This is a genomic window from Streptomyces inhibens (assembly GCF_003389455.1).
Lineage (GTDB): Bacteria > Actinomycetota > Actinomycetes > Streptomycetales > Streptomycetaceae > Streptomyces > Streptomyces inhibens.
In genome coordinates this window covers 22,092-36,530 of the sequence record NZ_QUAC01000127.1, presented here as the reverse complement: position 1 = coordinate 36,530, position 14,439 = coordinate 22,092, and the positions used below count along the sequence as shown (strand labels likewise).

10 protein-coding genes are annotated in these 14,439 nt (G+C 68.1%); 4 read left to right on the top strand and 6 right to left on the bottom strand.

The window, feature by feature from the left end; all coding sequences use genetic code 11:
• Positions 1-14: 14 nt before the first annotated feature.
• The 5 genes from DY245_RS16080 to DY245_RS16060 form a co-directional block, all read right to left on the bottom strand.
• Positions 15-590 (bottom strand): AMIN-like domain-containing (lipo)protein, encoded by a 576-nt coding sequence (locus tag DY245_RS16080; protein WP_128507921.1) that lies wholly within the window; start codon positions 588-590, stop codon positions 15-17.
• A gap of 247 nt (positions 591-837) precedes the next feature.
• Positions 838-2,280: an FG-GAP and VCBS repeat-containing protein gene (locus tag DY245_RS16075; RefSeq protein WP_181923702.1), complete on the bottom strand. Its 1,443-nt coding sequence runs from the start codon at positions 2,278-2,280 to the stop codon at positions 838-840.
• A gap of 222 nt (positions 2,281-2,502) precedes the next feature.
• On the bottom strand, positions 2,503-3,129 hold the full coding sequence (locus DY245_RS16070; protein ID WP_128507917.1) for an alpha-ketoglutarate-dependent dioxygenase AlkB: 627 nt from the start codon (positions 3,127-3,129) through the stop codon (positions 2,503-2,505).
• A gap of 173 nt (positions 3,130-3,302) precedes the next feature.
• On the bottom strand, positions 3,303-4,139 hold the full coding sequence (locus DY245_RS16065) for an SCO4651 family lipoprotein (protein ID WP_128507915.1): 837 nt from the start codon (positions 4,137-4,139) through the stop codon (positions 3,303-3,305).
• 105 nt (positions 4,140-4,244) lie between these two features.
• Positions 4,245-5,390 carry a winged helix-turn-helix domain-containing protein gene (locus DY245_RS16060; RefSeq protein ID WP_244943071.1) on the bottom strand — a complete coding sequence of 382 codons (1,146 nt, stop codon included), beginning with the start codon at positions 5,388-5,390 and terminating at the stop codon, positions 4,245-4,247.
• Positions 5,391-5,528: 138 nt separating this feature from the next.
• On the opposite strand from DY245_RS16060, the gene DY245_RS44390 reads away from it, so the two are divergent.
• The 4 genes from DY245_RS44390 to DY245_RS16040 all read left to right on the top strand — a co-directional run bounded on the left by DY245_RS44390 (position 5,529) and on the right by DY245_RS16040 (position 11,380).
• Positions 5,529-5,873, top strand: a complete 345-nt coding sequence (locus tag DY245_RS44390; RefSeq protein ID WP_181923701.1) for a peptidase inhibitor family I36 protein — start codon at positions 5,529-5,531, stop codon at positions 5,871-5,873.
• A 515-nt stretch (positions 5,874-6,388) separates the two neighbouring features.
• Positions 6,389-8,098, top strand: a complete 1,710-nt coding sequence (locus DY245_RS16050; protein WP_128507909.1) for a thiamine pyrophosphate-binding protein — start codon at positions 6,389-6,391, stop codon at positions 8,096-8,098.
• Between the two features lie 89 nt (positions 8,099-8,187).
• Positions 8,188-9,897, top strand: coding sequence for a thiamine pyrophosphate-binding protein (locus DY245_RS16045; RefSeq protein WP_128507907.1), 1,710 nt, complete (start codon positions 8,188-8,190; stop codon positions 9,895-9,897).
• A gap of 91 nt (positions 9,898-9,988) precedes the next feature.
• Positions 9,989-11,380, top strand: a complete 1,392-nt coding sequence (locus tag DY245_RS16040; protein WP_244943070.1) for a hypothetical protein — start codon at positions 9,989-9,991, stop codon at positions 11,378-11,380.
• A 20-nt stretch (positions 11,381-11,400) separates the two neighbouring features.
• Here the strand turns inward: DY245_RS16040 and DY245_RS16035 are convergent, their stop codons facing one another.
• Positions 11,401-14,274 carry a peroxidase family protein gene (locus DY245_RS16035; protein WP_128507905.1) on the bottom strand — a complete coding sequence of 958 codons (2,874 nt, stop codon included), beginning with the start codon at positions 14,272-14,274 and terminating at the stop codon, positions 11,401-11,403.
• Between the last annotated feature and the right edge of the window lie 165 nt (positions 14,275-14,439).

The window sequence follows — 14,439 nt, the reverse complement described above, 5'->3', positions numbered from 1 at the left end:
CCTTGTCCGCCGTGTCACCAGGTGTGCGCGACGTCCACGATCAGCTCATGACCGGACTGGATGACCCGGAACGGCAGCTTGGCCCGGACGCCCAGGGCCACCTGGGTCTGTCCTTCGAAACTCGCCCCGAACTTGGTGTCCTTGAACGTCTTGTATCCGGCGATGTTCACGCCCGGCAGCGCCTTCCCGGCCTTCCCCGCATAGGACGGCTTACCGGTCGCCGGGTCGTAGCTGGGCGCGGACACGTAGACCTGCAGGATCGCGCCGCCGTTGACCTGTATCCGGTCGCCGGAGCCGTCCTGGTGGAACGCGTCGACATAGCCGACGTGGTAGCCGAACTTGCCGGTCGCACCGCTGACATCGAAGACCATGCGGTCGTAACACGCGCTCTGGCTGGTCTTGATGTTCTTCAGCGGCTTGCCTCCCGGGTCCGTGGCGGACTTGTCGGCGCTGCCCCAGACGGTCGAGCAGGCCGCGGCCGGGCGGGCCTTGCCCGCCGGGCCGGTCGCGGCGGTGGCCACGCCGGCCGTACTCGCCAGCCCGGCGCCCGCGAGCACGATCACCGCGGCCGCTGTTCCCAACCTTCGCATGATTTATCCCCAAAAGAAGAAGTGAGTTCAGATGCGTGCGGTAGGACGGGCGGGCGCGCGAGGGCGTTGTGTGCCTGTCGGCTTTTGGCCAATGCGATGGTGAAGTTGTCGTGAAAGGGAAGCCGTTGATCGTCGGCGGACCGACTTCGCTCAGCTCTTGACGGCGGACGGGCGGACGGGCGGCCAGACGGACGGCCAGCCGGGCGCCCGGTCCGCCGCCGTCGGCGCCCCCCGGCCGCCGCGTCTGTCAGCCTTCCAGCGGCCGTCCGAAGCGCAGGGCGGCCGTCGGGGCGCCGAAGTACTCCGAGCCGGTGCCGGTCAGGCCGTTCGCGCTGCCCGGCAGCCGCCAGACCATGCCCGTACCGTTCTCGCCGTCGGCGGCCACCGCGAGGTCCGCCCGGCCGTCCTTGTCGGTGTCACTGAGCAGGAGTGCCGCACCGAAGCGGTCGCCGCTCTCGGCGCCACCCGGTACGCCCGCGCTGTCCTGGGTGAACATCTGCGCGCCTGCCGCCGTGACACCGTCCCGCGAACCACGCAGTACGGTCACCGCGCCGGCCGACTTGACGGCCGTCTGCCCGGAGCCGAGCGTTTCGCCCGGGGCACCGACCGTGAGATCGCCGAAGTGGTCACCGTCCACATCGCCGATGGCCAGCGCCCCGCCGAACGCGTCCTCGGGTTCGGACGTCCCCGGCACACCTTCGGTGTTCTGGTCCAGGCCGACGGTCGGCCGCCCGGTGCCGGGGCCGGCGGCCGCGCCGTACACGACCGTCACTCCCCCGCCGCTGCCGACAGCCAGTTCGGCTCGCCCGTCGCCGTCGAGGTCACCCGCGGCGAACGCCTTGCCCCCGGCGAAGTGCGCGCTCTCGGGCAGGCCGTCGACCATCACTCCCTCGGCGAGGCCGCTCGGTGCCCCGGCGAACCACCAGATGCCGGTGGAGGTGTCGGAGCCGTCCTCGGGCTGCGGGTTGGCCTCGGCGAGCAGGTCGGCACGGCCGTCGCCGTTCACATCGGCGGCCCGGACGGTGTCGATCCACTCGTTCCCCTGGGGGAGCCGGTGGACCGTCACGCCGCCGTTCGCCCCGGCGCGGGTGAACGGGCCCTTGAGCAACCGCACCCCGCCCTCGTGGCCGACGGCCAGATCCGGGTGTCCGTCGCCGGTGAAGTCCGCCGCGGCGAGCGTCGCCCCGACCGCGCTGTACGGGCCCTCGGGGTCCGGCGCGCCGGTCGGCAGCGAGGTGCCGCCGGAGAGCCCGGAGGGCCCGCCCCACAGGATCGTCACCGAGCCGGCCGCCCACGGGGTCGTTCCCGTTACCTCGTGCGGGATGCCCACCGCGAGGTCGCCGTATCCGTCGCCGTCGAAGTCCGCCGCGGTCAGCGCCCGGCCGAAGCCGTCCCCGTCCTCGTTGTGCCCCGGTACCCCGGGCGACTCCTGGTCGATGACGGTCCGCTTGCCGCCGAGGCCGCCCGCCTCCCCGTACAGCACCGTGATCCGCCCGGCGCCGCCGTCCGAGGCGGCCACCACATCGCCGTATCCGTCGCCGTTGAAGTCGCCGCGCGGCCCCGACGGCGCCGCGGTCGCCACCCCCGCGTCCGCCGACACGAGTCCGACGGTCAGCAGTCCCGAACAGGCCACCGCGGACAGCATGCGCACCGCACCGCTCGTCGGGCGCAACCGGCGTGTCTGGCGCATTGTGCGCATCTGTGTGCGCATCTGAAGGTCCCCCTTGTGATGGGAGCCGCCAATGTGGCGGACTCCTGAATTCCATGTGCACAAGGAGACATCTGAGCCCTCACATGGGTTGTGTTGCGGGGCGGCCCTGCGTAGCCCGCTCCGCAAGCGCTACAAGCGCTCCACACCTGGCACCTGGCACGAACACCGCTCACGCGTCGAACGGAGCGCGCGTGCCGGCCGTCAGCGCACGCCCTGCGGCCGGAACTGGATGCTGATCCGCGGTCCCGCCGCCCGTGTGCTCTTGGGGATCGCATGTTCCCAGGTCCGCTGGCACGATCCGCCCATCACGATCAGATCCCCGTGCCCGAGCGGCCGCCGCACGGTGCCGCCGCCCCCACGAGGGCGCAGCAGCAGGTCGCGCGGCGCCCCCACGGACAGGATGGCGACCATGGTGTCCTCGCGACTGCCGCGGCCGATCCGGTCGCCGTGCCACGCCACGCTGTCCCGGCCGTCCCTGTAGTAACAGAGACCGGCCGTCGTAAACGGTTCGCCGAGCTCGGCGGCGTAGTGGGCGGAGAGTGCGTCCCTCGCCTCCTCCAGGACGGGGTGCGGCAGTGCGTCGTCGGACCGGTAGAAGGCGAGCAGCCGCGGTACGTCCACCACGTGCTCGTACATCTGCCGGCGCTCGGCCTGCCAGGGAACCTCGGCGGCGAGCCGCACGAACAGGGCATCGGCGCCGCTCAGCCACCCGGGCAGCAGATCGATCCAGGCCCCGTCGCCCAGCTCGGTCCTGCGCACCCCGCGCAGCGGGCCCAGGCGGACGTCCTCGGCCTGATCGAAGAGCGAGCCCTGAAGATGCATGGACATGCTTACAGGGTACCCACGTAATCGAATATATGTTCTGTTGCGGTGATCCGAGTGAGCAGCGGGACCGGGGCGGCGCCCCGGAGGCAAGCCGGAGGGGGCGCTCCCGGACCGGAAGCGCCCCCTCTCATTCCCGAGCTCGCGCCTGCGAGCTCTCACGCCCTTGCGGACGGCGGCTACGCCTTTGCCTTGCCGGCGATGAACTCGTCCCAGCTGACCACGGTCTTCGCAGGAGGCGCCGTGATCTTCGGGACGGCACCGAAGTCCGAGTACTCCTCGACCAGGACCTCTTGCCCCTTCTTGCCCTTGCCGGACTCCTGGGACTTGAGGACGAGATCGTCCTTGCCGACCCACATATCGATGACGACCGAGTTCATACCCTGCTTCTTGGCCAGCTCGACGTAGTAGTCACGCACGTCCTTCTTGATGGCGGGCCCGGAGTACTTGGCCAGCTCGTCGAGAACAACCGTGCCGCGGTAGTGGTCGGCCGGGTGGCCGCCGACCTTTTCCTCGCCGACCCACTTGGTGGACTCGGTCGCGGCGAGTGCACCGGCGAACTCACGGATGTAACCCGCCGCCCGTGAATCGCTGGAGTCGCCGGAGTCGCTGTCACCACCGAGATCCATGGTGTACCAGCTCTTGCCGGGGACCTTGTCCGACTTCACATAGGTCGCGCCGCCCAGGAAAATCATGTGGTGGAAACCGCTGGGGTTGATCGGGGATTTCTTTCCCCACGCCTTGATGACCGTGGCGGCCGGCTCCTTCTGGAAGAGCATCTCGGACCTGTCCGAGCCGCCCTCCCCCGTCTGAACCGTCTTGTAAGAGGTCTGCTTCCCCGTCTTCTTTGCCGCCGCCATGAGCACGGCGCGGGCGTCCGTCCGCCTGCCGTCCGCCTCGTTCTTGCCCCGGCTCGCACCACCGCGATCGGACTCGCCGCCGCCGCACCCCGCCAGAACCATCGTGAGCGCCGCCCCCGCGACTGCCACCACGATGCCCTTCCCCTTCACCTGCACAGGTTGCATTCCTTGTCAGTTGTTCTGCTTTTCGCGCGATCCTAGCCGTTTGCCCAGGTAGGCCCGCCAATGAATAATTTCCTGAGCAGCCGTCCTGAGCAGCCGTCACTTCCAGGGCTCGGTTGAGGAAGTCCAGCAGGACGGACTGTCGGCAGTGTTCAGGAGCACGATGCCGAGGCTGGTGGGGCTGTGGAGCGCGGTGTTGCGATGCCGAACGGTGCTGATCAGTCCGGCCTCGCGCAGAACCGTGGCGTGTTCGCTGGCGCTGGGCGGGGCGATGCCGGTGAGAGCGGCGAGTTCTTTGGTGGAGCACCCGGGGTGTTCGGCGATGGCGTTCAGCACCGCCGCTCTGGTGTTTCCCAGAAGCGCCGAGAGTGCGACCGCGGAACTCGACGTGGTCGGCTTGGCCGTAAGGAGGAAGAGCTGACGCAGAGGCTGGTCATGGGCCACCGGGTAGGTGACGGTGGGCTGAGACTGGGCATGGGTGTCGTCGGCGACGATGGAGCGTGTGGCGAACAGTGACGGCACCAGCACAATTCCCTGCCCCTCCAAGTGCAGGTCGTGCTCAATTCTGTTGCGGATTTCCAGCACCGGCGGGTTCCACCGCACCCATTGCGGATTGACCTGGCAGAGCAAACGCTCGACGCCGCCATTGAGGAATTGGCGTACACGCACGGTTCGATCGGCTGTGAACTGGCCGATGATCTGCGTCCAGTGGGAGCTCATCAACTGCGTGTACAGGTGGCCGAGGCCGTCGTAGAGCTCCTCCCGGAGCTCCGCGTCGTCCGACAGACGGCGGGCCCACGCGGGGACGGGCTGGTTCTCTGCGATCACGGCCATCTCCGCACGGATCAGCTTGCGTGGCGTGGCACGCACCTGTTCCAGGAGCTCCTCCGGCCCTCCCGCCTGCGCGGGGGTGAGGAAGGTCGGGGACCAACCGACCGGCGGGATCAGGGACAGAGCCATCCGCGCACGGGCTGACAGCTGCGCGCGCGAGCGTCGCCGCCAGGTGTCCAGCAGCCGGGACTGACTACGGTCCTGCAGCACCCGTGCCGCCATGCTCAACTCCGACAACGGCATCGGCACCTCGGCCGGCCGTGTGCGCGCCAGATCGTGGCTGGTGAAGTGAATGCGGTAGACCACGATCCCCCCATGGATCGCCCCATGCTGAACAGCCCCCGGCAATTCTTCCGGAATGTCGTTGTTCGGGCCAGACCGAATCAGGTCGGGATCCCCGTGGTCCGGTGCCACGCTCCTCGTAAGGCCGCCCCATCGCACCGCGAAGCCTCCAACGGCTCGACGGTGCCTGCCTTCTCGCCGGCCGAGCCGGCTGGAGAGCCGTACCAGGAAGAAGGGATCACGAACATGCGAGGAATCAGGCGACTGGCCGTGGCTTCCGCCACCGTGGCACTGAGCGCGGGTCTGCTGCTGACGCCCACCGCATCCGCCGACGCCCAGCCGTCCAGTATCAACGACTGCGGTCAGGGCTGGATGTGTCTGTGGACCGGCAAGAACTTCTCGGGGCGCAAGATGCAGTATCGCGACGCGGGTCGTTGGCAGAACCTGCCGGCCCAGGCGTTCTCGTACTACGACAACCGCGGCGACGACGCTGCGGTCGCGCCCGGCAGCGGAGGTTCCGGCGGCAAGACCTGCGTCGACGGTCACTCCAGGAATTCCTATGCCCACAGCGGCGTCAAGTCGGTGTATCTCGCGCACACCGGCGACAACTGCTGACGTCGTCAGCGGCAACCGCGTACCGATACGCCCGACGCAACACGACGCTGGACGGGGGTCGGCGGCGGCAGTCGGGGACGTCGGCACCGTGCGGATCAGGGCGCCGGGCAGGGGCACTTCAGTCCCTGTCCGGCGCCCGCCGTCTGCTGCCCGCCGGTAGCTCCACCACCCGCTGCCAATGCCGCCACCGAGCCGAATTGCGTGCCCAGCAGGCCGGGCCGACACTGGGAGCAGCCGTGATAGGCCGGGCAGGGCACGAAAGGTTTGGGGATGACCAGCTACCCTCCGGAATTGCCCGAGTGGTTCTTCTCTGCGCGCGTCTGATGTGCATCGCATCAGGATCCGGATGCACTGAAAGAACCGGACACAGACCCGGATGCATAAAGCCGGACACAGAACCCACGGCACCGACAGCTCCGATAACTTTCCGACCTCATGTCGTTTTCCGTTTCTGGGACCGAATGTCGATGGGCTGCCCCGAGACGACGCGGGAGGCGTGAATCGATGGGAGTGCCATGAAGGTCTACGAGGCTGTCGTCAAGGGGCTCGAAAGCGCGGGGGTCGATACGGCCTTCGGCGGCAACGGTGAGAACATCGCCAGCTTGATGCTGGCGCTCAAGCATTCTCGGAAGATCCGACCGATCATGACCCGGCATGAGCAGGCCGCGTCGTTCATGGCGTGTGGCTACGCGATGTACACGAACCGGCTGGGGGTCTGCTTCGCGACCGTCGGTCCCGGCGCGTTCAATCTGTTCTCCGGCCTTGCGGTTGCGCTCTCGGATTCCTATCCGGTGTTGGCCCTTACCGGTTTCGTCGCTCTCGACTGGCGCGGGCGTGGTGCGGTGAACGACACCTCCGGTGTGAACCGCACACCCGACTCGCAGGCGATGTTCGCCGCGACGACCAAGGGGTCCTATCTGATCACCGATGTCGCCGATACCTGCGATGTGCTGGAAGAGGCCGTGAACCTCGCGTTCGAGGGGCGGCCTGGTCCGGTCCATATTCACGTTCCGCAGAACCTCACATACCGCGGCGTGACGGTGGACGATTACCACGACGTCAGGGTTGACGTGGCGCAGGTGCGACCCGATCCGGAACAGGTCGAGGTGATCGCCGGGGTGCTGGCGGACGCCTTGCGGGACCGGCGCCGGATCGTCGTCCTCGCCGGTTTCGGCACGATCCGCAGCCACGCGGAGGCGGCGGTGCAGCGCTTTGTCGAGCGTTTTCAGATTCCGCTCGTCACCACCATGGACGGCAAAGGAGTTATCGCCGAAACCCACCCGCTGGCGGTGGGGGTGTTTTCGGAGAGCGGTCACGCGAGCGCCTGGAAGGTGTTCCGCGAGGCCGACGTGGTCCTGGCCGTCGGCAACTCACTGAATCAGCATGCGACGTTCGGCCTGCGCAAGGATCTGTTCGACGGGAAGGTACTCATCCAGGTCAATATCGCGGCGAGCGAGATCGGCAAAACCTACGCCCCTGCGCACGCACTCGTCTCCGATGCGCGTCTGGCGGTTGAGGCGCTCACCGAAGCCCTGGAGAAGAAGGTCGGCGCTATCGAGCCCGTCGATGTCGTGGGCCAGGACTACGAGGCACGACGCATACCGCGCCATCCCCACGCGATCCATCCGGGCCGGTTGGCGCAGGCGATCGGCCGTATGTTGCCGGAGCGCGGTGTGGTGCTCGCCGACGCCGGGGCGCATCTGGCGTGGCTGGGCTACTACGTGGACCTGGAGAAGGGCCAGAACTTCCGTAAGACGGGCACCTTCGGGCCGATGGCCGCGCACGTCAACGGCGCGATCGGGGTGAAGCTGGCCCAGCCCGACCGGACGGTCGTCGTCGGGTGCGGCGACGGCTGCTACTCGCTGTCCGGCTTCGAGTTGATGACCGCCGTGCAGAACGATGTGCCGGTGATCTGGGTGATCTTCAACGACGACGAGTACAAGCTCGTGAAGCTGTATCAGGTGGCGACGTACGGCGAATCGGGCTTGGTGGACTTCCAGAACCCGGACTTCGCTGCGTACGCCAAGGCCTGCGGTGCCGACGGCCACCGTGTGGAGACGTTGGAGGAGTTCGAGGCCGCGTTCGAGACGGCACTCACGTCGGGCAGACCGACAGTGATCGACGCCAAGATCACCCGGTGGGCGCTTCCGCACTACAGCTCGTCGCCGAAAGGCGTGATCCCCGGCATCTGGGAGGCACTTGAGGACCGGTTCCGTCACGGGTGAGGGAACCGGCAACGCCGCGGCGGGTCACCGCAGCGATCGCGGCACCGGAACCTCGGGGACAGATGAAGGGCACGGATGAGGGAGTGCCGATGAGAGTCTACGAGGCCATCGTCAAGGGGTTGGAAGGCGTCGGGGTGCAGGCCGCTTTCGGCGGTGCCGGGGAGAACGCCGCCGGCCTGATGCTGGCGCTGAAGCATTCGCGGCAGATCCGGCCGGTCATCACCCGACACGAGCAGGCCGCGTCGTTCATGGCCTGTGGTGACGCGATGTACACCAACCGGCTGGGCTTCTGCTTCGCGACCGCCGGGCCCGGCGCATTCAACCTGTTCTCCGGGCTGGCCGTGGCGATGTCCGACTCCTATCCGGTGCTCGCCGTCTCGGGATACGCGGCGCGGAACTGGCGGGGCTGGGGCTCGCTGAACGAGACCTCCGGCGTGAACCGCACGCCCGACTCCCAGGCCATGTTCGCGGCCACCACCAAGAAGTCCTTCCTGCTCACCGACATCGCCGACACCTGTGACGTCCTTGAGGAGGCGGTGAATATCGCCTTCGAGGGAAGGCCCGGTCCGGTGCACATCCATGTGCCCGAGGATTTGACCCACCACGGCGTCGAGGTGACGAATTTCCGGCCCATCCGGCTCGACGTCGCGCCGGTGCTGCCCGACCCGGCACGCGTGGAGGAGATCGCATCGGTGCTGGCGGACGCCCTCGCACGGGGGCAGCGGATCGTGGCGCTCGTCGGATTCGGCGCCGTCCGCAGTGGAGCGGGAGCGGAGATCAAGCGGTTGATCGAACGGTTCCAGATTCCGCTGCTGACCACGCTGGACGGTAAGGGCATCGTGTCCGAGGGGCACCCGCTCTCGGTGGGCGTCTTTGCCGACAGCGGTCACTCAAGCGCTTGGAAGGCCTTCCGCGAGGCCGACGTCGTGCTGTGCATCGGGAATTCCCTCAACCAGCACGCCACATTCAATTACCGAGAAGACCTGTTCAAGAACAAGCTGCTCATCCATGTGAACATCTCCGAGACCGAGTTCCACAAGGCTTACCGACCCGACTACGCGCTCCTGTCCGATGCGCGTCCGGCGGTGGCGGCGCTGATCGAGGCGCTGGAGAAGAAAGTCGGCGAGGTGCCGGCGGTCGAGGTCGACGGCCGGGACTACGAGGCCCGGCACATCACCCATTTGACCGGGAAGATCCACCCTGGAGAGCTTGCCCAGGCGATCGGCCGGATGCTGCCGCCGCAAGGTGTTCTGCTCGCCGACGCGGGCGCCCATCTGGCCTGGCTCGGCTACTACGTGGAGCTTGAGGAGGGGCAGAACTTCCGTAAGGCCGGTTCGTTCGGACCGATGGCCGGGCACGTCAACGGCGCCATCGGCCTGAAGGTCGCGCACCCGGAACGGACCGTCGTCGTCGGCTGCGGCGACGGGTGCTACTCGCTGTCCGGCTTTGAGCTGATGACGGCCGTCGAGCACGAGATCCCCGTGATCTGGGTCATCTTCGACGACCAGGAGTTCAAGTTGATCAAGCTCTTTCAGATCACGACATACGGGCAGACCGGTCTCGTCGAGTTCCAGAACCCGGACTTCGCGTCGTACGCGCGCGCATGCGGCGCTGACGGCTACCGCGTCGAGACGCTCGACGAGTTCGAGGATGCCTTCCGTACGGCATTGACTTCCGGCCGGCCCAGCGTCATCGACGCCAAGATCACGCGATGGGCCGTCCCGCACTACAGCCCCTCGCCCGACGGCGTGATCGCCGGTCTCGTCGAGACCCTCGAAGCACGCTTGCGCGACCGGTAGCCGACCACCTCGTCCCAGCTCCGGCCGACGACCGAGTGCCCGCCCGGGCCAGGGCACGCCGGCTGAGCTGCCGCCGTGAAGGGACATACGCATGACCGACCAGATGCGCACTCACCGCCATGCCGGGCTCGACGCCCTCATGAACCACCCACTGCTCACCTCGATCTGGCGTCGCCGCACCCACCGGGTCAGCCGCGGCAGTTCCGTCGAGGCCGGCTCGATGAGCTGGACCTCCACCGAGCCGCGTACGCCCCTGACGGAACTCGAAGAGGCCCTGCTCATCGCCATGACAGGGTGCACCGGCCTCACCATGCCGGACCGCCCGTTCGCCGACCCCCGCAACGGCAAGCCGATCATGGCCAAACCCAACCTCAACATGGCCGGACGGACCGCGGGCAGCCCCGACAACGCCCAGGGCACACACTTCTTTCTGATCAACGACACCGGCACCTACTTCCTGCGCAAGTTGCCGCCCCCCATCGACGGTTCACCGACGGTGTTCGACGTGGAGACCCTGTGCGCACGCGCCGCCGAGGCGAAGGTGCAGCTGCTCGACCACCGTATCGACGTACCGCACGGGAACCGGGACTTCCCGGCCTACCTCGACTCCAACCGGTTCCTGTCGAACCTGCCGGGCACCACCGTGCTGTTCCCTGTGGTGGACCTGTCCCGGCAGTACATCAACGGCATGATGTACCTGCTGACCCAGCCCGACGGAGCACGACCGACCATCGTCGACGACCGGAACTTCTACCGCCCCGCGGGCGTGAAGAAGTGGATGACGTCGGGATTCGTGAACAAGGACATCAAGCTCCCGCTCGGCACCATCTGGGCGATGCGCACGCAGATCGAGGCCGACCTGCTGCTGCAGAACCTCATGCTCACCGCGGACGCCATGGGACTCGGGGCGTGGATCCATGCCTCGCTCGCCCCGCCGATCATGCTGGGCGACCCGAAGTTCCGCGCCACCTACGGTGCGATGCTCGGCTTCGACTGGACCACGCCCCGGTGGAGGCCTGCCGACCTCCTGCGGTGGCAGGTGCCCCTGCCGCGCTACGCCGACCTGCGGGCGACCACGGTCGGCCTGCGTCACAACGGGGAGCATCTGATCAAGGCGATGTGCCCGCCGAACTACGACACCATGGGTGACGCGGTCGACGCCGTCGTAGCGGACAAGTTCGGGCCGATGGGCATCTACAACGACGAGGGGCTGTTCGAGCGCATCTACCGAGGCGAGTTCGGCGCCCAGTATCTGCGCCAGGCCAGCGACTACTCCGCCGATGTCATCGCCTGCACACGCGACATCTGCACCTACATCTACGAGACCCATGGACGCTTTCCCGCACACTGCGACACGATCCACGCGCCAGGGGTCTGGCTGCAGGCCCATCACGTCGAGAACGGCTACTACGAGCGGTTCTTCCGCGACGGGCTGACCGAGGCCCACCAGATGCACGATCAGCACTGGCACACCGACGGTTGACGGGCGGAAGCCGGCGAGCGTCAGCCGCGGCCGGCCCCGGAGTTGTTGCGGGTCGGCAGGATCGGGCGCCAGGGCACGAACACGCTGGCCGTGCGCGGCACGAAGCTCGCCAGCTCGGGGCAGTGCCGCAGCAGGACGCTCGTCATGTTGTTGTGTTCGATCCAGTCCATGCCGAGCGGTGTGTAGACCTCGGGCCGGAAGTCGACGGTGAGGAAGCGGTCGCTCCGCAGCCGGCGGGTGGCCATCAGGATGAAGATGCGGAAGGCGGTGTCGCTGAAGCCGAATCCTTCGGGAGGATTCTCGGCGAAGAGGCCGACCATGGTGTCGATGTCGTCGACCGAGCGGTAGACGTCCTTGAGCCGTGCGACGGTCTCCTTGTCGGAGGACACGTCCTCGAAGCGCCGGATGCGCGATTTGTGCAGGCCGCTGCGGAAGTCGTTGTAGCGGGGAACGCCGCGGCGCCGGGTGCGCACCAGGTCGACCACGGACAGGTCGATCACCTCGCCGTCCCGTTCGAACTCCTGGAGCGCGCGCGGGAAGTTGTGCAGCTTGATCGCTCCGGGGTTGGCAATCCCGAGTGAGTACAGCGAGTTCGCCAGGCCGGTCTTGCGCATAAGGGGTTCCGCGGCGGCGCCCTGCACATCGCGGAAGCCCAGGGTGTCGATCCGGTGGCCGAACCGGTGGTCGACGATCTCGAAGTCGTCCGGGATCAGCGGATGCATCCGGTAGACGGTGACGAAGTCCTCGGTGAGGGAGTACGGCACGCCGTACTGATCCGGGAGGCTCTTGGGGATGCCGGTGAGCGCCTGCGCCTCGATCAGCCACATGCCCAGCTGCGTGAGCCAGTTCTTCGGCGGCCCCTGCCAGTTGGTCGTCAAGGCGATCTCCAACGCCTCGGTCGCCAGGATCGCGGGGGTCCAGTCGATGGTGTGGATCTTGGCGATGAGGGCGGAGACGACGAGCCGCGCCGTGTGATAGACCCGGTCCTGGTCCATCTGCGGGTGCGCCTGCCGCAACTCCTCGCACACGGCGTTGTGTTCGCGCGCGAAGAGGGTCTGCATAACGCTGAGGCCGAGCCACCAGCTCTCGTTGAAGCCGGTCAGCGGGAGGCCGTTGGGGCCGAGTGGCAAATGCCCCTCTTCCAGGCGCAGCGCGGCGCCGCCGTCCGGCTCCCGCAGGGACATCGCGAGCTGCCGGTCGTTGCCGTAGACCTCCGAACCGTCCCACCAGTGGGAGGCGGTGTCGGCGAACAGGGCCGGCGGCCCGAGGCTGCCGGGCGCGTGCACGCCCTTGTTCTCCGCGAAGCGCATCACCTTTTCGGGCGGCCCGCCAGGGGTATTACGCCAGGTGGAGCCGGGCGGGAGCGGCACCTCCACGCTCTTCGTGCCGACCGGGTAGCGCTGGTGATTGACCCAGTCGTGCACCTGAAACTGGATCCACGCGGCGGCCAGGACGTTCAGCGACCGGGCGGGCAGGAACGCGTCACGGTGCAGCAGCTGCTTGCTGACGGTGACGGGGTTGGGGCTGTCGAACTGGTCGGGGCGGTAGACCGGTGGGAGGTTGCGGCCGAACGTGGCACCGACAGCGCCCATCTTCGGCGCGGACAGGTCGTTGTAGGTGCCGTCGTAGCTGCGTGCCACCCGCAGTCGCTCATCGACGGGCTCGGGCACCGTCTGCGTCTTCGGCGGGGCCTCGGGGATCTCGGTATCAATCAGGTTGTCCCGGCGTAGCGCCTGCCGGAGGGCAACGAGGTTGAGCAGGCTCAGCCGCGTCGGCAGCCGATGCCAGGGGACGAACCGGTTGAGGGCACGGAATCCGGCGCGCAGTGGGATGCCGAGCACGACGTTGCGGCGCGGCTCCTCGGTGAGGAAGCGGTGCCCCTGGCGCAGGGCGCTGCTGGCCTCATAGGCGGCTTTGCGGGCCCGGTTGAGGTTGCCCAGGGGGCGGAACTCCTCAGTGGTGTTCCACGGGTTGAAGGCGAGCTGCTCGACCCGCAGGGCGGCGGCGCGCGCCGTGGCGGTGTCCACGTCCTGGCGCGGGATGGTCAGCGTTGCCACCCGGATCACCGGCGTATCGCTCTCCTTCCACTCGACGGCCCCGTCCTCGATGGGCGTGCGCCTGCTGTCCACGTAGCGCTGTACGCACAGCTCGAAGACGATGTTCGCCGCGCCCAGGCGCTGCGCGAGCTCGCTGCGCAGGCGGTCGGGGTCGTTGCGGGAGCGGGAAGGGGACGGGGCGGAGGGCGCGCCGCCGGCGGGGCGGAGCTGGTACCGCACCGGTCCGGCATCGCCCCACAGGACGGCGCCGCGGCTCCAGTACGTTTCGAGCGCGAGGCTGCGGACCTCGCGCCGCGATCCGGCGCGTACGTTGCGCCGCATGCGCGCGGCCGTGGGCCGGCCGACCGCGAGGGGCAGCTTGACGAACAGCGCGAACGCCTTGCGGGGCATCGAGTCGGCACCCGCCATGGCTTTCGCGAACGCGACGAACTCGTGTGCGTTGCGGGCGTGGGAGACCGGAAAGCTCGTCATGAGGAGGTCATGGGCCTCATCGGACCCCGCCTGGATCCGCAGTGCCACGCCGCGCAGGTCGGGTGTGGAGTCGGGCTGGCTTGCGCCGCTGGCATTGGAGAGCCGGACGGTGACGGGGTACTCGGCGCCGGGCCGGACGAAACCTGTCCGCAGGTCGTCGGGCAGCTCGTCATGGATCGTCAGCCGGGCGTTCTCGACGCCGAGGACGGCCTTCGCGTGGAAGGTCCGGGCGAGGGCGGTCGCCCCGCTCCGTTTCTTGATCTTGGTTTGCACCCGCATCAGGTCGCGGACAAGCCGCTCGACGAGCAGCCGCTCGCTCTCGGGCGTTCCACCGGCGTAGCGTTCGTACTGCCCGTCCTCATGCATCATTGCTTCCTTCTGACGGTGGCGCCCTGTCGTGGGGCGCGCGGAGACGATCACGGCACGGCGGAACGACGCGGCCACTCTGCCGCCAAATGTGTGTTATCAACCCACTTTTGATTATTTTGCGCTCTTCGGCGGACGGTGCCATGTGATGCGGGGCAGACGGGT

What these genes read in the sequence shown, in the direction of transcription:
- DY245_RS16035 (WP_128507905.1), bottom strand. Translation starts at nt 14,274, where the DNA reads ATGCATGAGGACGGGCAGTACGAACGCTACGCCGGTGGAACGCCCGAG.
- DY245_RS16040 (WP_244943070.1), top strand. Translation starts at nt 9,989, where the DNA reads ATGACCGACCAGATGCGCACTCACCGCCATGCCGGGCTCGACGCCCTC.
- DY245_RS16045 (WP_128507907.1), top strand. Translation starts at nt 8,188, where the DNA reads ATGAGAGTCTACGAGGCCATCGTCAAGGGGTTGGAAGGCGTCGGGGTG.
- DY245_RS16070 (WP_128507917.1), bottom strand. Translation starts at nt 3,129, where the DNA reads ATGTCCATGCATCTTCAGGGCTCGCTCTTCGATCAGGCCGAGGACGTC.
- DY245_RS16050 (WP_128507909.1), top strand. Translation starts at nt 6,389, where the DNA reads ATGAAGGTCTACGAGGCTGTCGTCAAGGGGCTCGAAAGCGCGGGGGTC.
- DY245_RS16080 (WP_128507921.1), bottom strand. Translation starts at nt 590, where the DNA reads ATGCGAAGGTTGGGAACAGCGGCCGCGGTGATCGTGCTCGCGGGCGCC.
- DY245_RS16075 (WP_181923702.1), bottom strand. Translation starts at nt 2,280, where the DNA reads ATGCGCCAGACACGCCGGTTGCGCCCGACGAGCGGTGCGGTGCGCATG.